This is a genomic window from Streptomyces hydrogenans (assembly GCF_014656075.1).
Lineage (GTDB): Bacteria > Actinomycetota > Actinomycetes > Streptomycetales > Streptomycetaceae > Streptomyces > Streptomyces hydrogenans.
This window is the reverse complement of record NZ_BNBS01000001.1, coordinates 107,081-123,714: the sequence shown is the minus strand read 5'-3', so window position 1 is coordinate 123,714 and position 16,634 is coordinate 107,081. Positions and strand designations below refer to the sequence as shown.

18 protein-coding genes are annotated in these 16,634 nt (G+C 73.5%); 5 read left to right on the top strand and 13 right to left on the bottom strand.

Going from position 1 to position 16,634, the window contains the following annotated elements; genetic code table 11:
- Positions 1-17 precede the first annotated feature (17 nt).
- On the top strand, positions 18-659 hold the full coding sequence (locus IE321_RS00575; RefSeq protein WP_043222314.1) for a TetR/AcrR family transcriptional regulator: 642 nt from the start codon (positions 18-20) through the stop codon (positions 657-659).
- Between the two features lie 16 nt (positions 660-675).
- Here the strand turns inward: IE321_RS00575 and IE321_RS00570 are convergent, their stop codons facing one another.
- Positions 676-1,278 (bottom strand): ankyrin repeat domain-containing protein, encoded by a 603-nt coding sequence (locus tag IE321_RS00570; protein WP_190221288.1) that lies wholly within the window; start codon positions 1,276-1,278, stop codon positions 676-678.
- Between the two features lie 446 nt (positions 1,279-1,724).
- Between IE321_RS00570 and IE321_RS00565 the strand changes: the two genes are divergently transcribed.
- The 3 genes from IE321_RS00565 (at position 1,725) to IE321_RS00555 (ending at position 4,212) form a co-directional block, all read left to right on the top strand.
- Entirely contained in the window at positions 1,725-3,158 is a 1,434-nt protein-coding gene (locus IE321_RS00565) for an MFS transporter (protein WP_043222309.1), read from the top strand.
- Positions 3,155-3,823 carry an aspartate/glutamate racemase family protein gene (locus IE321_RS00560; RefSeq protein WP_190221287.1) on the top strand — a complete coding sequence of 223 codons (669 nt, stop codon included), beginning with the start codon at positions 3,155-3,157 and terminating at the stop codon, positions 3,821-3,823. Before IE321_RS00565 ends, IE321_RS00560 begins: the two co-directional genes overlap by 4 nt.
- A 65-nt stretch (positions 3,824-3,888) precedes the next feature.
- On the top strand, positions 3,889-4,212 hold the full coding sequence (locus tag IE321_RS00555) for an SH3 domain-containing protein (RefSeq protein ID WP_190221286.1): 324 nt from the start codon (positions 3,889-3,891) through the stop codon (positions 4,210-4,212).
- Here IE321_RS00555 and IE321_RS00550 read toward each other — a convergent pair.
- From IE321_RS00550 to IE321_RS00505, 10 genes are all read right to left on the bottom strand, one after another.
- Complete coding sequence (locus IE321_RS00550; protein WP_043222493.1) at positions 4,209-4,589, bottom strand: VOC family protein; 381 nt, start codon at positions 4,587-4,589, stop codon at positions 4,209-4,211. The two genes, IE321_RS00555 and IE321_RS00550, sit on opposite strands and share 4 nt — an antisense overlap.
- A gap of 49 nt (positions 4,590-4,638) precedes the next feature.
- Positions 4,639-5,328, bottom strand: a complete 690-nt coding sequence (locus tag IE321_RS00545) for a hypothetical protein (RefSeq protein WP_190221285.1) — start codon at positions 5,326-5,328, stop codon at positions 4,639-4,641.
- 133 nt (positions 5,329-5,461) lie between these two features.
- Positions 5,462-6,490, bottom strand: coding sequence for an aldo/keto reductase (locus IE321_RS00540; RefSeq protein ID WP_226652466.1), 1,029 nt, complete (start codon positions 6,488-6,490; stop codon positions 5,462-5,464).
- On the bottom strand, positions 6,487-7,461 hold the full coding sequence (locus IE321_RS00535; RefSeq protein WP_043222302.1) for a Gfo/Idh/MocA family oxidoreductase: 975 nt from the start codon (positions 7,459-7,461) through the stop codon (positions 6,487-6,489). Before IE321_RS00535 ends, IE321_RS00540 begins: the two co-directional genes overlap by 4 nt.
- Position 7,462: 1 nt before the next feature.
- Positions 7,463-8,767: a protocatechuate 4,5-dioxygenase subunit alpha gene (gene ligA, locus IE321_RS00530; RefSeq protein WP_190221284.1), complete on the bottom strand. Its 1,305-nt coding sequence runs from the start codon at positions 8,765-8,767 to the stop codon at positions 7,463-7,465.
- A 35-nt stretch (positions 8,768-8,802) separates the two neighbouring features.
- Positions 8,803-9,720 carry an amidohydrolase family protein gene (locus tag IE321_RS00525; protein ID WP_190221283.1) on the bottom strand — a complete coding sequence of 306 codons (918 nt, stop codon included), beginning with the start codon at positions 9,718-9,720 and terminating at the stop codon, positions 8,803-8,805.
- A 2-nt stretch (positions 9,721-9,722) separates the two neighbouring features.
- On the bottom strand, positions 9,723-10,412 hold the full coding sequence (gene ligK / locus IE321_RS00520) for a 4-carboxy-4-hydroxy-2-oxoadipate aldolase/oxaloacetate decarboxylase (protein ID WP_190221282.1): 690 nt from the start codon (positions 10,410-10,412) through the stop codon (positions 9,723-9,725).
- A 24-nt stretch (positions 10,413-10,436) separates the two neighbouring features.
- The gene (locus IE321_RS00515; RefSeq protein WP_190221281.1) at positions 10,437-11,462 is read right to left on the bottom strand and encodes an amidohydrolase family protein; all 1,026 of its coding nucleotides are present in this window, start codon (positions 11,460-11,462) and stop codon (positions 10,437-10,439) included.
- Positions 11,463-11,493: 31 nt separating this feature from the next.
- Entirely contained in the window at positions 11,494-12,702 is a 1,209-nt protein-coding gene (locus tag IE321_RS00510) for a 4-hydroxybenzoate 3-monooxygenase (RefSeq protein WP_190221280.1), read from the bottom strand.
- Between the two features lie 104 nt (positions 12,703-12,806).
- Positions 12,807-13,574 carry an IclR family transcriptional regulator gene (locus IE321_RS00505; protein ID WP_043222290.1) on the bottom strand — a complete coding sequence of 256 codons (768 nt, stop codon included), beginning with the start codon at positions 13,572-13,574 and terminating at the stop codon, positions 12,807-12,809.
- 97 nt (positions 13,575-13,671) lie between these two features.
- On the opposite strand from IE321_RS00505, the gene IE321_RS00500 reads away from it, so the two are divergent.
- Positions 13,672-14,367, top strand: coding sequence for a substrate-binding domain-containing protein (locus IE321_RS00500; RefSeq protein WP_079021906.1), 696 nt, complete (start codon positions 13,672-13,674; stop codon positions 14,365-14,367).
- Positions 14,368-14,448: 81 nt separating this feature from the next.
- On the opposite strand, the gene IE321_RS00495 is transcribed toward IE321_RS00500, so the two are convergent.
- A complete protein-coding gene (locus IE321_RS00495; protein WP_190221279.1) occupies positions 14,449-15,135 on the bottom strand; it encodes a LamG domain-containing protein in 687 nt (228 codons plus the stop codon).
- Between the two features lie 132 nt (positions 15,136-15,267).
- Positions 15,268-16,533: an MFS transporter gene (locus IE321_RS00490; protein WP_190221278.1), complete on the bottom strand. Its 1,266-nt coding sequence runs from the start codon at positions 16,531-16,533 to the stop codon at positions 15,268-15,270.
- Positions 16,534-16,634 lie beyond the last annotated feature (101 nt).

Below are 16,634 nucleotides of genomic sequence, written 5' to 3'. Positions count from 1 at the left end.
CCGGTAGCCTCGGGCGCATGAGCAGCCAGCCCGACGACGGTCACAGCCGCGAGCGCATCCTGGCGGCCGCCACCCGGCTGTTCGCCGAGCGCGGTTACGACGCCACCAGCACCCGCGCGATCGGCGAGGCCGTCGGCCTCAACATCGCCACCGTCGCCTACCACGTCGGTGCCAAGCCCGAGCTGTACCGCGCCGTGATGCGCCGCGCCCACCGGGCGCAGCGGGAGGCGGTCACCGCCGCCCTGCACCGCCTGGACGCGTGCGGTCCGACGGCGGAGGAGACGCGCGCCGCGCTCCTCGCCTTCGTCGACTCCTATCTGGGCTTCTGTCTCGACCACCCCGAGGTGCCGGCCCTGTGGATGCGCCGCTGGCTCGCGGAGGGCGCCGAACTCGCGGAGATCGAGACCGAGTTCGCCGGTCCGCTGGTCGCCGAGGTCGCCGCTTCGGTCCGGGCGGCCCTGGACCGGGCGGGGCTCGGCACCGGAGCCGACGTCGAGCTGCTGGTCTTCACGATCGTGTGGACCGCGCACTCCTTCGGCCAGGCCGGTGTCCTCGCCCCCTCGGGGCGCCGTCTCGGCCCGCACGACCTGCCCACGCTCGACCGCTTCCGCCGGCACCTGCACGCCGTCGTGACGGGGGTCCTCGACCAGCGGCCCTGACCGCGGGGTCGCCGGCTCAGCGGACGGCCGCGAGCAGCCCGGCGATCTCGTGGAAGCCCCGCCGCTCGGCGTGCCGCAGCGGGGTGACCCCGTCGTGGTCCGGGAGGTGCGGCGCGGCGCCCGCGCTGATGAGCAGCTCCACGATCTCCTGGTGGGCCGGGCCGCCGTCACCGAGGATCACGGCCTCCAGCAGGGCGGTCCAGCCGAGCCCGTTGACGTGGTCGACGTCGATGTCGGTGGCGCGGAGCACGGCGCGCACGTAGTCGACGTGGCCGCGTTCGGCGGCGGGGATGAGGCTGACGCCGCCGAAGCGGTTGGTGAGCGTCACGTCGGGAGCCGGATCGGCGGCCAGCAGCACCCGCATCATGGGCACGCTGCCGGTCACGCCGGTGATCAGCCAGGGGGTGTCCTCCCGGTCGTCCCGCGCGTTCGGGTCGGCGCCGGCCGCGACGAGGGCCTCGGCGGCCGCCACCCGGTCCCCGGCGGCGGCGACCAGCAGCGCGGTGCGCTCGTGCTCGTCGCGGTGTTCGAGGCCGGCTCCGCCGGCCAGGGCCGCGCGCACGGCGGCGGGGTCGTCGTTCCGGACGGCGGCCCGCAGGGCCAGGTCGTCGGGGGACATGGGGTTCCTCCTCGGGAAGGGCGGGCGGCGCATCGCGTGCACGGCGGACCGTCCCGCGCGGAGAAGGGCTGTCCCTTCGCTCCGCCTCCATCCTGGGCCGGCTCCCGGGCCCGTCCGGTCGGCCCGTCGGCTTCATGATGCGGGCGGACGGCGGAGGCGGGGGTCAACCGATCGGTGGATACGCCCGGCGGATCGCCAGGTTTGTATACCGCTACACGAAAGCAGTCTCTCCATTCATCCCTTTTGTCGCTAAATGCCTCCGATCGAGTCCGTTTTATTCTTTATGAGGCGCGGGAAATGGTATGCAGTTTTGAGAGAAAGGCACTTTCCGGCCCTTGACGGGGCCGCGACAGCGAAACCAAACTTCCGCAGGTCGAAACCGAACTTTCGCATCTCGAAGTCCGGTACTTCTTCCCGGGCGTCGTGCCCGGCCAGGAAGGATCCCCATGGAAGCCCTCCCCACCAGAACCGCCCCAGCGGACGCGAGCCCGCGTCACCGCCAGTTGGAGGACAGCCTCGACCGGATCGGGGTGACCGGAGCGCACAAGCAGATCGGCGCGATGGTCCTCCTCGGCGTCTTCTTCGACGCGCTGGAGCAGAACGCCGTCGGGCTCGTCGGCCCCGTCCTCCAGGAGTCCTGGGGCACCACGGCGGCCGAACTCGGCCTCCTCAACACCGTCACCTTCACCGCGGCGGCCCTCGGCCGCCTCGCCACCGGCGTCATCGGCGACAAGATCGGCCGCCGCACGATGCTCACGGTCAATCTGCTGCTCTTCTCGCTGGGCGCCCTGATCTGCGCCTTCGCCCCCGTCTACGCGGTGGTGGCGATCGGCCGCTTCATCGTCGGCTTCGGCCTCGGCGGCGAGATCGCCATCGCCGTCACGATGATGTCCGAGTTCTTCGCGACCCGGCACCGCGGCACCGCCGTCGGCATCATCAACGTCACCGCCGGCGGCCTCGGCAACATGCTCGCCCCCGGCTTCGGCGTCCTCGTCTTCACCGTCTTCACCGGCCCCGACCGCTGGCGCTGGCTCTTCGGCCTCCTCGCCGTCCCCGCGCTCCTGGTCCTCTTCTACCGCCGCTTCGTCCCCGAGACCCCGCGCTTCCTGCTCTCCCGCGGCCGCGTCGACGAGGCCAACGACGTCCTCAACCGCCTCGCCTCCGGCCGGCTGCGCGGACCGCTCCCCGAGCACCGGCGGTTCATCACCGCCGCCGACAGCGGCGAGCCGGTCGTCCCCGAACGCAACCGCCTGCGGGACGTCTTCTCCGGCGCCCTCGGCCGCCGCACCCTCTTCCTCGGCGCCGCCGTCTGCATGTCGTACGGAGCCCAGATCTCCGTCCTCTCGCTGATGCCCACCATCCTGGTCGCCCAGGGCCACAGCATCACCACGTCGCTGCTCTTCACCCTGGTCATGCAGTCCGGCTCGCTCCTCGGCGCCCTCGCCGCCTCGGCCGCCGCGCGCTACTTCCCCCGCAAGGCCGTCCTCACCGTCGCCGCCGCCCTGGGCTGCGCCGCCGCCTTCTGCTTCGGCTTCCTCGCCGACGGCGTCCTCCTGATCCTGCTCTTCGGCGCCGCCTTCAACTTCTGCGTCATCATGCTGAACACCACGATCTGGATCTTCGCCCCCGAGCAGTTCCCCACCCGCGTCAGGGCGTTCGGCACCTCGATCATCCTGGCCCTCGGCTCGCTGGCCGGCGGCCTCACCCCGATCCTGGCGGGCGCGGCCTTCGACCGGTACGGCGTCGCCGGGATGTTCACGCTCCTCGGCGCCCTCTTCGTCGGCCTGGCCGTCTTCGTCCAGTTCCCGCCCGAGACCTTCGGCAGGTCCATGGAGGGCGAGGAGCCGGCGGACACCATGGGAAAGGAGACGGCCGCGTGACCCTCGTCGCCCTCGTCAACCCCAACACCAACGAGGCCACCACCGCCATGATGGCCGCCATCGCCCGCCGCACCCTGCGCCCCGAGGACGGGTACGAGGTCCGGGGCGTCACCGTCGCCGCCGGCCCGCCGATGCTCGTCGACGAGGAGCTCCTGCGCGCCTCGGCCGGCCACGTCCTCGACGCGGTCGACCGCCTCCTCGCGGGCCCGGACGGCGACCGCGTGGCCGCGATCGTCGTGAGCGCCTTCGGGGACCCCGGCGTCGAGGAGCTGCGCGCCCGCACCCCCGTCCCCGTCGTCGGCATCGCGGAGGCCGCGATGCGCGAGGCCGGCGCCGACGGACGGCGCTTCGGCATCGCCACCACCACCCCCGGCCTGGCCGCCGCGATCGACGCCCGTGCCGCACGCCTCGCCCGGCCCGGCCGGTACACCGGCATCCGCCTCACCCCGGGCGACCCCCTCCGGCTGGCCGCGTCCCCCGAGGAGATGACGGAACGCCTGGCCGCGGCGGTCGACCTGTGCGTGCGGGAGGACGGCGCCGAAGCCGTCGTCATCGGCGGCGGACCGCTCGGCGAAGCCGCCGAAGCCCTCCGGCACCGCTTCCCCGTCCCCGTCGTCGGCCCGATCCCGGCAGCCGGCCGGGAGGTCCTGCGGCTCCTGGCGTGAACCCGAAGGGGTGACAGACCCGCCGGGCCCGTGACACCCCCGGTGGTACGGCCGGTTCCCCGGGCATGAAGATGACGACGATGCTCGGGGTGACGCTGACCGCCGTGTTCCTGGCGGCCCTCGCCCCGGCGCCCGCCGCGCCGGAGCGGCTCGAACCCTGCGGCTACGAGGCCGACGGCCCGGTGCACCTGCGCACCGGGCCGAGCGCCTCCCGAAGATCCCTCGGCGTGCTCGGGCCCGGCGACCGGGTCACGGTGGAGCGGGAGGCGGGGGACTGGTACCGGATCAGCCTCGACGCCCGCTCCCGCTCGGGACTGCGCCCCGGCACGGAGGGCTGGACGGTGAAGCGGCACCTCGAACCGCGCACGTGCTCCCGTCCGAGCGGCTAACCGGCCGACGCGCGGTCGGAGTCGCCGCGCAGCACGCAGAACTCGTTGCCCTCGGGGTCCGCCAGGACGGCCCAGCCCGCGCCGTCCGGCTCCCGGAGGTCGCCGACCAGGGTGGCCCCGAGGCCCAGCAGCCGCTCGATCTCGGCGTCGCGCGAGGCCGTCGGGCGCAGGCACAGGTGGATCCGGTTCTTGACCGTCTTCGGCTCCGGGACCTCGTTGAAGTACAGCACCGGGCCCTCGGGGAGCAGGACCTGCGTCTCCCGGGAGCCCGGTGCGTCGTCCGGGTGCAGCGGGCCGCCCGTCACCGCGCTCCAGAACCGCGCCAGTTCATAGGCGTCCGCACAGTCGACCGCCACGTTCTGCACCATCGAGACCATGCGGATGATCATGCCCGAGCGCGGGTCGCCGCGCCACCGTGCGCCGCCGTCAGCCCTTCACGGCTGGGGCGTCCGGGCGGCAGGAGAGCCGGGCCGCCGCCTGGGCCGGACGGCTGTCCTCCAGGGACTTCACCGGCTCGTCGCAGTCCAGGAGGCCCGTGCCGTCGACCATCCAGCTGGTGGCGCGCCCCGTGGAGGCGCGGGCGTCCGGGCAGGTGTAGCGGAAGTCGGCGACGACCTCGCGCACGAAGGCGTACTCGACGATGGTGCCGGGACCGTCGAGGCTCGTCGGGCGCCCCTCGACCCCCGGTGCGGACCGGCCCACCTCGGAGAAGACCGCGTCCTCGCCCGCTCCTCCGACGTGCCGGCCCAGCGAGCGCAGCGCAGCGGCGGCGTCGACCTTCGGCCCCGTCTCCGTCGTCGTGTCCGTCCGCGGGGTGTGCAGGCTCCGCATCGGGTTCGTCAGCCGCCCACCGCCCTTGCCGAGCGTCTGCGGGTCCGCCACGCCCGTCAGGACGTCCCGCTGCTCGACGTTGATCCAGACGAAGGTGCCGTCCGCGCACGCCGTGGACACCGTGCTCTTCGCCGCCCCGGTGGGACGCTGCGTCGCCGCGGGGCGGGCGTCGTCGTCGGACGTGCAGGCGGCCGTGCCCGCGAGCAGCGCGGCCAGCGCGCAGACGGCCGCCAGGCGCCCGCCGTGCTTCCGGACGTTCGCGATCTTCGTGTTCTGCGTGGTCATGAGAATCCCCCGTAACGCCATGGGTCGATGGCGTCTTCGACCCTGCCCGCCACCGGAGGTCCGCCACAAGCGACTTGAGCCACATTTGAGCGGCCGGGGCGGGGACGCGTCCCGCCCCGGCCCCGGTCCGTCGTCAGCCCGCCCGGCCGCACCGCTCGGTGTCGATCTCGGCGAGCGTCGCCTCGTTGTAGCGCGGCCCGTGCACCGTCGTCGCGTCCAGCACCCGGCCGGCCGCGTCCAGGACGTCGCGCGGGACGTCCAGGGCGAGCACGGACAGGTTCTCCCTCAGATGGCCGACGGACCGGGTGCCGGGCAGCGCCACGACGTGCGGGCCCCGGGACACCACCCAGGCCAGCGCCAGCGGCGCCAGGCCGATGCCCGCCTCCTCCGCCAGCTTCGCCAGTTCGGCCCTGCGGGCGAGGTTGGCGGGGTAGTGGCGGGCGTCGAAGCGGGGCATGCCCCGGCGGATGTCGCCGGTGGGCAGGGCCGGCGGGTCCGGGGGAGCGTCGGTGAGGACGCCCCGGGCCAGCGGGCTGAACGCCACCAGGGCGACGCCGAGTTCGCGGGTGGCCGCCAGCGTCCCCTCCTCGGGGTTGCGCGTCCACAGGCTGTACTCGTTCTGCAGCGCCGCGATCGGGTGGACGGCGTGCGCCCGCCGCAGCGTCGCGGCCGACACCTCGGAGAGCCCGAGCGCGCGCACCTTGCCGGCCGTGACCAGCTCGGCCATGGCGCCGACGCTCTCCTCGACCGGGACCTTCCGGTCCAGCCGGTGCAGGTAGTACAGGTCGATGACGTCGGTCCGCAGCCGGGCCAGCGCCTCGTCGGCGGTGCGCCGGATCGTCTCCGGGCGGCCGTCGATCACCCGCTTCCCGTCGACCCCGGTCATCCCGCACTTGCTGGCCAGCACGATCCGGTCGCGGTGGCCGGCGAGCACCCGGCCGACCAGCTCCTCGTTGGCGCCGAAGCCGTACAGCGCGGCCGTGTCGAAGTGCGTGACGCCCTCCTCGACCGCCGTCAGGAGCAGCCGTTCGGCCGCCTCCGGCGTCGGTGGGGCGCCGTACGCGTGGCTGAGGTTCATGCAGCCCAGGCCGACCGCCGGCACCTCGAAGGGCCCGAGACGGCGCGGGGCGGGCCCCGCGCCGGCGGGCGTCACCGCGCTCACGGGGCGGCGACCGCGTTCAGCTGCTCCTCCAGGGCCGCGAGCGTGCGGTAGCACGCCAGCACCTGCGCGACGGAGGAGTTCGGCTCGCGTCCCTCGCGGATCGCGGCGACGAACTCGCGGTCCTGGAGCTCGATGCCGTCCATCGACACGTCGACGCCGCTGACGTCGATCGGCTCGTCCTTGCCGGTGTACAGGTCGTCGTACCGGGCGAGGTAGGTGCCGGTGTCGCCGATGTAGCGGAAGAAGGTGCCGAGCGGGCCGTCGTTGTTGAAGGACAGCGACAGGGTGCAGATCGCGCCGTTCGCCGCCCGCAGCTGGATCGACATGTCCATCGCGATGCCCAGCTCCGGGTGGACCGGCCCCTGGATCGCGTGGGCCTGCACGATCGGCGAGCCGGCCTGGTGGGCGAAGAGGTCGACGGTGTGCGCGGCGTGGTGCCACAGCAGGTGGTCGGTCCAGGAGCGGGGCTGGCCGAGCGCGTTGAGGTTCTTCCGGCGGAAGAAGTAGGTCTGCACGTCCATCTGCTGGAGGGAGAACTCGCCCGCGTCGACGCGCCGCTTGATCCACTGGTGGCTGGGGTTGAAACGGCGGGTGTGGCCCACCATCGCGACGAGGCCGGCGCGCTCCTGCGCCGCCACGCACGCCTCGGCGTCGGCCAGCGAGTCGGCGAGCGGGATCTCGACCTGCACGTGCTTGCCCGCCTCCAGGCAGGCCAGCGTCTGGGAGGCGTGCATCTGGGTGGGCGTGGCGAGGACTACGGCGTCGATGTCGTCCATGGCCAGCACCTCGTCCAGGGAGCCGGCGGCGTGGCCGATGCCGTGTTCGGCGGCGAACTTCTGGGCGCGTTCGAGGCTGCTGCTCACGACGGCGGCCACCTCGACGCCCTCGATCCGCTTCAGCGCGGCCGCGTGCTTGGCGCCGAAGGCGCCGCCGCCGGCCAGGGCGATCCGAAGGGTCCGGTCGTCAGTCATGTCACTCCTTCACGGCGGGCTCTTCGGCCCGGGGTCGGTTTTCCAGGATCAGGTGTCCGACGGCGGTGTTGGACGCCGGGACATGGTAGAAGCGGTGCTTGACCTCGACCTCGCCGGAACCGTCGACGTCGCTCAGCGCGCCGCGCGCGATCAGCCACATGACCAGCTCGATGCCCTCGGAGCCGGCCTCCTCGACGTACTCCAGGTGGGGGACCCGGGCCAGTCCGGCCGGGTCCTCGACCAGCCGGTCCAGGAAGGCGTTGTCCCACTCGCGGTTGATCAGGCCGGCGCGCGGGCCCTGGAGCTGGTGGCTCATGCCGCCGGTGCCCCACACCTGCACCTTGAGCGGCCGGTCGTACGACTCGATCGCCTTGCGCAGCGCCCGGCCCAGTGCGAAGCAGCGGGCGCCGGACGGCACCGGGTACTGCACGACGTTGACGTGGAACGGGATGATCCTGCACGGCCACTTCTCGACGTCGCCGAACATGAGCGACAGCGGGACGGTCAGCCCGTGGTCGACGGCCATCTCGTTGGCGAGGGTGAGGTCGAAGTCGTCCCGGATGAGGGAGTGCGCGATGTGCGCGGCCAGGTCCGGGTCGCCCTCGACGTCCGGCACGGGGCGGGGCCCGTACCCCTCGTCGGCGACCGGGTAGGAGGTGCCGGTGCCGAGCACGAAGGTCGGGACCAGCGACTGGTCGAAGGCGCTGGCGTGGTCGTTGTAGACCAGGAAGACCACGTCGGGGACGTTCTCCCGCTCCCACGCCTTGGCGTACTCGTACCCCTCGAACACCGGCCGCCAGTAGGGCTCTTCGGTCTTGCCGTGGTCGAGGGCCGCGCCGATGGCGGGGACGTGCGAGGTGAATACGGCGCCGGTGATCGCGGCGTGCCCGGCGGCCGCCCCGGGCGCGTGGGCGGCTTCGAGGACGGCGTGGTCGATGCGGTTGCCCTCGACGGAGCGGCCGCCGCCGACCATCATGGCGCGGTACTCCTCCTCGGTCATGCCGGTCATCGAGCCCGCCATCTGCTGGAACGAGAAGCCCAGCGTGGCACCCCACTTGGCGAGGAAGTAGATGTTGCCGCCCTCGCGCATCGCGGCGTTCAGGTCGCGGTCGAGCAGCGCCCGCCTCTGCTCCTCCCGCAGCGGCCAGGCGTCCAGGTAGGCGCGCTCGTCGGCGAGGTAGGCCGCCCGGTTCTCCGCCGTCATCAGCGACATGCAGAACTGGTTGAGGTGGTAGCCCTTCGCCGACTGCTCGGAGTCGAAGATGGTCGTCCCCGGAACCAGTTTGTAGGTCTTGTCCAGCGCCATGCCGGCACTCCAATCGGTGGTGGTTCGGGGGGCGTTCAGTCGGCTTCGGGCCAGTACAGGCGCGTCGGGTTGTCCACGAGCAGCCGGCGCCGGAGCTCCGGCGTGGGCGCGATGTGCGGGACGAAGTCGACGAGCAGTCCGTCGTCGGGCATGTGGTCGGTGAGGTTGGGGTGCGGCCAGTCCGTGCCCCACAGCACCCGGTCGGGGAACTCCTCGACCACCCGCCGGGCGAAGGGCACGACGTCGCGGTACGCCCGGCGCTCCCCGTCCAGGGCCGGCGGGCCGCTCACCGTCAGCCGCTCCGGGCACGTCACCTTGCACCAGATGTCGGGGCGGGCGCGCAGGAAGTCGAGGAAGGCCTCGAAGTCGGGCCCGTCCGGGTCCTTCGCGGTGTCCGGGCGGCCCATGTGGTCGATGACCAGGGGCACCGGGATCGACAGGAAGAAGTCCCGCAGGTCGGGCAGGTCGGCCGCCTCGAAGTAGACGACCACGTGCCAGCCGTACGGCGCGATCCGCTCCACGATGTCCAGCAGGTCCTGCTGCGGTGCCGCGTCCACCAGCCGCCGGACGAAGTTGAACCGCACCCCGCGCACGCCCGCCTCGTGGAGCTCGCGCACCTCGGCGTCCGTCACGTCGCGCCGCAGCGTCGCCACGCCCCTGGCCCGCCCGCCGGAGGCGCGCAGGGCGTCCACCATGGCGGTGTTGTCGGCGCCGTGGCAGGTCGCCTGCACCACCACGTTGCGGGTGAGGCCGAGGTGGTCGCGGAGCGCGAACAGCTGGTCCTTGGACGCGTCGCACGGCGTGTACTTCCGCTCCGGGGCGTACGGGAACTCCTCGCCCGGGCCGAAGACGTGGCAGTGCGCGTCGACGGCGCCCTCGGGGAGCCGGAACTCCGGACGGCTCGGACCGGCGTACCAGTCCAGCCAGCCGGGGGTCTTCTCGAAACCGGTCATCGTCAGTCCTCGTACCGCAGTCCGAGCTCGGCCAGCGGGCCGCGCATGCCGTACAGGTCCAGGCCGAGCTTCCCCGCGCGGAACTGCGCGCGCTTGCCCTCCTCGTTCGCCTCGCGGGCGGCCGACGCGGCGGCCACCTCGGCGGCCCGCTCGCGCGGCACCACGACGACGCCGTCGGCGTCCGCGACGACCACGTCACCGGGGCGGACCAGGGCGTTGCCGCAGACCACCGGCACGTTGACCGAGCCGAGGGTGGCCTTGACCGTGCCCTTGGCGTTCACGGCGCGGGAGAAGACGGGGAAGTCCATCCCCTCCAGGTCGGTGACGTCGCGGACACCGCCGTCGATGACCAGGCCGGCGCAGCCCCGGGCGCGGAAGGAGGTGGCGAGCAGCTCGCCGAAGAAGCCGTCCTCGCTCTCCGTGGTGCAGGCGGCGACGACGACGTCGCCGTCCTGGATCTGCTCGGCGGCGACGTGCAGCATCCAGTTGTCGCCGGGCTGGAGGAGCACGGTCACGGCCGTGCCGCACATCCGGGCCTTCGGGTAGACCGGGCGCAGGTAGGGGCGCATCAGGCCGACCCGGCCCATGGCCTCGTGGACGGTCGCGACGCCGTACTTCGCCAGCTCGGCGACGGCCGCCGGGTCCGCCCGGTCGATCTTCGTGTGGACGACGCCGATCTCGGTGTGTTCCATGTTGCTTCTCCTGGAGGGCGGGGGTCAGCGGCCGGCCGCGGCGAGGCGGGCGGCGAGGCGGGGGTAGACGCGCAGGGCGTTGCCGGAGTAGACGGCGGCGCGCTCCTCGTCCGACAGGTGCGGGGTGGCGTCGACGTACCGCTTCGTGTCGTCGAAGTGGTGGCCGGTGCGCGGGTCGATGTCGCGGACCGCGCCGATCATCTCGCTGGCGAAGAGGACGGACCGGCTCGGGACCACCCGGGTCAGCAGGTCGATGCCCGGCTGGTGGTAGACGCAGGTGTCGAAGAAGACGTTGTCGAGCAGCGCCTCCGGGTCCGGCCGGCCGAGCGCCATCGCCAGGCCCCGGAACCGTCCCCAGTGGTACGGGACGGCGCCGCCGCCGTGCGGGACCACGAACCGGAGCGTCGGGAAGTCGGCGAAGAGGTCGCCCTGGAGCAGCTGCATGAAGGCCGTGGTGTCGGCGTTCAGGTAGTGCGCGCCGGTCGTGTGGAAGGCCGGGTTGCAGGAGGTGGAGACGTGGATCATCGCCGGGATGTCGTAGGCGACCATCGCCTCGTACAGCGGGTACCAGCTTCGGTCGGTCAGCGGCGGCGCGGTCCACCGGCCGCCCGACGGGTCCGGGTTGAGGTTCACTGTGACCGCGCCCAGCTCCTCGACCGCGCGGGTCAGCTCGGGCAGGCAGGTCGCGGGGTCGACGCCCGGCGACTGCGGCAGCATCGCGCCCATGGCGAACCGGTCGGGGTGGAGGCCGGCGACCCGGTGCACCAGGTCGTTGCAGATCCGCGCCCACACCGAGGAGACGGCGAAGTCGCCGAGGTGGTGGGCCATGAAGCTGGCGCGCGGCGAGAAGATCGTGAGGTCGCTGCCGCGCTCGTCCATCAGCCGCAGCTGGTTGCCCTCGATCGCCGCGCGCAGGTCGTCGTCGGTGATGACCAGTTCGGCGGGGTCCGGGACCGGGCCGCGGCCCTCGGAGGCGGCGATCTGCCGGTCCCGCCACTCGGCGAGCTGCGGCGGGGCGGTGGTGAAGTGACCGTGACAGTCGATGATCATGGAAGCCTCGTGTGCGTCGGGTCGGCGGGGGTCAGTGGTCCCGGGTGGGCCAGCCGGTGTACTGCTCGGCCAGGTAGGCGCGTCCGGCGCGCGTCCCCACCACGTTCTCCAGCTCGCCGAGCTGACGCCGCAGGTCGAACGCGGAGGCGCCGGGCGCCGTGTGGAGCAGCCGGGTCATCCAGTACGAGAAGTTCTGCGCCCGCCAGACCCGCTGGAGCGCCCGCGGCTGGTACTCCTCCAGCGCGGCCCCGCCCTCCGGGCCGAGCGCCCGCGTCAGCACGTCGGCGAGCACCTTCACGTCGTGCAGCGCCAGGTTGAGCCCGCGGGCCCCGGTAGGCGGCACGGTGTGCGCGGCGTCACCGGCGAGCAGCAGCGAACCCCAGCGCATCGGCTCCTGCACGAAGGAGCGGAACCGCAGCACCGTCTTCTCGGTGATCGGCCCCTCCTTCAGCCGGAAGCCGTCCTCGCCGGCCACCCGCGCCTGGAGGGTCTCCCAGATCCGGTCGTCGGACCAGGCGTCGACGGACTCGTCGGGGGCGCACTGGAAGTACATGCGCTGCACGGCCTCGGTGCGCTGGCTGATCAGCGCGAAGCCGTGCTCGGAGTGGGCGTAGACCAGCTCGGGCGCGCTCATCGGCGCCTCGGCCAGGATCCCGAACCAGGCGAAGGGGTACTCCTTGCCGTACCGCACCCGCCGGTCCTCCGGCACCAGGTCGCGGCACATGCTCCGCGAGCCGTCCGCGCCGACGACGTACCGCGCCCGGATCTCGTGCCGGCTGCCGTCGGGCGCGGTGTAGCGCACCCGGGGCGCGTCCGTCGTGACGTCGAGGACCTCGGTGTCGCGGACGCCGAAGTGGACGGTGCCGCCGTCGCGTTCGCGGGCGTCCGCCAGGTCGACGAAGACGTCGGTCTGCGGGTACAGCCACACGGACGCGCCGACGAGCTCCTTGAAGTCGACGCGGTACGCGCGCCCGGCCGACCGCAGCTCGACGCCCTCGTGCTCGTACCCCTCCCGCAGGATCCGGTCCGAGACCCCGGTGTCGACCAGGTCCCGGGCCGAGTCGGCCTCCAGGATCCCGGCCCGCTGGGTCGTCTCGATCTCGTGACGCGTGCGGGTGTCGACGGAGATCGTCTCGATCCCGGCGCGGCCGAGCCGGTGCGCCAGCATGAGGCCCGCCGGCCCCGCGCCGACCACCGCGACCGGAACCGAGACGACCGAGTCGACGGGGGTGTCGGCCATGGCATCTCCCAAGCAGCTGTGAACGTTTCGAACGGGTCGAACGCTGTCAGCCTGCCCAGGCCCTGGTCTGCGGTGTTTCCGTCAGGCGGAAGCCGGTCCGTTTCTCACCGCGTCGTCCGCGTCCGCCTGCCGAGTTCGTCGGAGATGCCGTACGCGGCCCGCAGCAGCGGCTCGCGCAGCGTGTGCGCCCGGCCCGCGCCCTGCGCCGTGAAGACGATGCCGAGCGCCGCGCTCACCGGCCCCGACCGCCCGATCCGCACCGGCGTCGCCACCGCCACGGTGCTCTCCGACAACTGCCGGTCGCTGACGAAGACCCGCTCGCGCCGGATCCGGTCCAGCTGCGTCCGCAGCGTCTTCGGATCGGTCACGGTGTGCGGGGTCCAGGCCCGCTGCGGAGCGCCCAGGACCTCCTCCTGGATGTCCCGCGGCGCGTGCGCGAGCAGCACCCGCCCCATCCCCGTCGACCCCACCGGGAAGCGCGTCCCGACCCCGGTCAGCAGCTCCACCGACCGGTGCCCGGCGATCCGCTCCACGAACACCAGCTCGGTGCCCTCCCGCACCGCGAGCTGCACGTTCTCGTGGGTCGCCTCGTACAGGTCCTGCATGAACGGCAGCGCCACGTCCCGCAGGATCTGCGTCCGGGGGCATCCCGAGGCGATCTCCCAGAGCCGCAGGCCGACGTGCCACGACCCGTCCTCGCCCCGCTCCAGCGCGCCCCACTCGGCCAGCTCCCGCACCACCCGGTGCGCCGTGCTCAGGGCCAGCCCGGTGCGCTGGGCGATCTCCGATAGTGTCTGCGCGGGGTGCTCGCGGTCGAAGGCCGCGAGGACCTCCAGTACTTTTCCTGCGGCCGTGCTCCGGGTCGTGCTCACGCCGCCAGTCTCGCAGACCGGCGTCGAGCCACCGGGCCGAGCGTGCCGAACCCCTCCCTCCCGCCTTCCCCACCGACATCACGACCGAGGAGTCGACGTGCACCGAGAACTCGTGGGGCTGTCCTCGATGGCGACCCGGCCGATACTCGCCGACCTGTGCGAGCACCTCCGGCTCGCCCACGGGACGCCCGTACGCTTCGAGTCGGCCGGCGGCGTGGAGGTCGCCCGCCGTGTCCGCGAGGGTGCCGAGGCCGACCTGCTCGTCCTCGCCGCCGGAGCGCTCGCCGCCCTGGAGCGGGAGGGCCACCTCCTCCCCGGGACGGCCCGCCCCCTGTGGATCTCCCAGGTCGTCGCCGCCGTCCCGGACGGCGCACCGGCGCCCGCCCTCGACAGCGTCGACGCCCTGCGCGCCGCCCTGACCTCGGCGACGGGCATCGCCTACTCCACCGGCCCCAGCGGTACGGCCCTGCTCGACCTGCTCGACCGCCTCGGCCTCGCCGAAACCCTCGCCGACCGCCTCGTCCAGGCACCGCCCGGCGTCCCCGCCGGCAGCCTGCTGTCCTCCGGCCGCGCCGACCTGGCCTTCCAGCAGCTCAGCGAACTCATGGACCTCCCCGGCGTCACCGTCCTCGGTCCGCTGCCCGGCGACACGGCCATCACCTCCGTCTTCGGCGCCGCCGTCCTCGCCTCCACGACCGAACCGGACCGCGCCCGGGCGGCCCTCGACCTCCTCGCCGGCGACGAGGCGTCGAAGCTCGCGGCGGCCCGGGGCATGGAGCCCGTCGAGCGCTGAACGCGACGCGACGGCCCGGGGCGCGGAGCGCGTCAGGGCCGCACGCGACGCCCGCCCCGGGCGCACCGTCCGCCGCCCGGGTCAGCGGCGTCCCCGGAACACCCGCAGCTCCGACACCTCGAAGTCCATCGCGTCGGTCTCCGGATCGGGCGCCGGGTGATAACGGCCCGCGCAGACCGACAGGTTGACGATCAGACAGGCGTGCCAGGACCGCCCGACGCCCCGCCCGTCCGCGAACACCCGGGAGCCGTTCACCCACCAGACCACGGACCGCGCCCCGAACTCGGTCCGCAGGTCCACCCAGCCGCCGGGCCGGATGTCGGGCGACCGGTGGTAGTGGTGGGTGCTCCGCACCCGGTTGGAGAGCTCCAGCAGGTCGGGGTTGTCCGGGTGGTACTCGAAGACGTCGATCTCCTGCCCGCCGTCACGCCACGTCCAGATCGCCGGCCAGGCCCCCGTCTCCACCGGCAGCCGCACCCGTGCCTCCAGCACGTCGCCCGCCCGCACCTCGAAGCCCTCGGCGCTCCCCTCCGTCGTGAGCAGCCCGCTGTCCCACAGCCCGTCCCTGCGCCGGGTCGCCCGGAAGACCCCGGAACGGCAGTACGCGGGATCGTCCACCAGATGATCGAGCTTGTTGTCGAGCGGGTTCACCGGCCCACCGCCGGGATAGGCCCACGAACGCCCGGCGACCCACTGCGCGGACGACCCGAAGTCGGCGCTGAACACGGGCTCGTCGGGCGGGGGCGGTGACGGGAACGGAAAGGTCATGGCTGCTCCTCACGGGCGGGTGACGAGGGAGGACGAGGGACACCGCATGGCTCCCCGCTCTCGCGCCCCCCATGCGGAATCGCCGCTTCCTGTCCAGAACTCGTCACCGCCGCCCCGCCCCGGAGCGGCCGTTCAGGCGGCGATCCGCTCCTTCTCGCCGTCCTCCTCCGGCTCCGTCACGGCCGTCAGCCGGCGGACGCCGGGGACGAGGAGGAGGACCAGCGTGGCGGCGGTGATGCCGGCGCAGCAGATCCACAGCACCCGGGACGGGCCCAGCCGGTCCGCGACGGTGCCGGCGAGGACGTAGCCCAGGGGGACGAGGGCGGTCTCACCGAGCATGATCAGGGAGGTGACGCGCCCGATGAGACGCTCGGGGACCTGCTGCTGCTTGGCCGTCTCGAAGAAGACCACGGCGAGTTCGAGGCTCAGCCCGCTGACCAGCATGGCGCCCAGGAGGAGCGGGAGGGAGTGGTTTCCGGCCAGTACGGCCAGGGGCAGCGGCCACACCAGCTGGACCAGGACGCACGCCAGCATGAGGCGGCGCGGGCTCCAGCGGAGGGCGACGAGCGAACCGAGGACCATGCCCGTCGAGAAGGCGGACACCGCCCAGCCCCAGGACGCCGCCCCGCCCTCCCGCGCCGACAGGGTCAGGGGGCCGAGCAGCTGGTAACCGGCCAGCCACAGGGGCACGGCGACGGTGCCCGACAGCGCGTAGCCCCACATCCAGGGACGGTCGGCGACGGCCCGCCACCCCTCACGGCCGCCGCGCAGCAGCGGAGCGCGCCCGCTCCCGCGGACGGGGGCGGCCACCCGCAGGCCCGCCAGGATCAGCGCGCAGGCCGCGAAGGAGGCCGCCGCGACGAGGAGGACCTGGCCGAAGCCGTACACCGCGCCCAGCAACGAGCCGAGCCCGGGGACCGCGATGCGGGCCAGGTTGAGCACGAGACGCAGCGAGGCGTTGGCCTTCTGGAGGGCCGTCGCCGGGACGAGCTGGACCATGAGCCCCTGGAAGGCCGGCTGGACGCCGGCCGTCGCCGCGCCGGTGAGGGCGGCGGCGACCGCGAACATCCAGACGGCCGACCGCTCGGGCGCGGCGACCAGGACCGCGCCCATGACCGCCTGGACGACGGCGAGGGCGCCGTTCCCGGCCGTCGCGAGCCGCCGGCGCGACACGCGGTCGGCGAGCACGCCGCCCACCGGCAGCAGCACCGTCTGCGTCAGGATCGAGCACGCCAGGACCAGCCCGGCGGAGACCCCGCCGGCGCCCGTGCCGAGCACCGCGAACGCCAGGACGACGTTGACCAGGTTCGTCCCCGCGGTGGACACGCCCCGCCCGGCGACGTACCGGACGTACGGCCCGCGCCAGTCCGTGGAGGATGCTGCGGAGAGGCGGCTCATGGGAAACGCTCCGGTTCGGCGAGGCTGTCGAGGTGCCCGCGCATCCTGCCACCGCCCCGGCGCGAGGGGTACCGGGTGATCCGGCCACGACCGGCCGACGC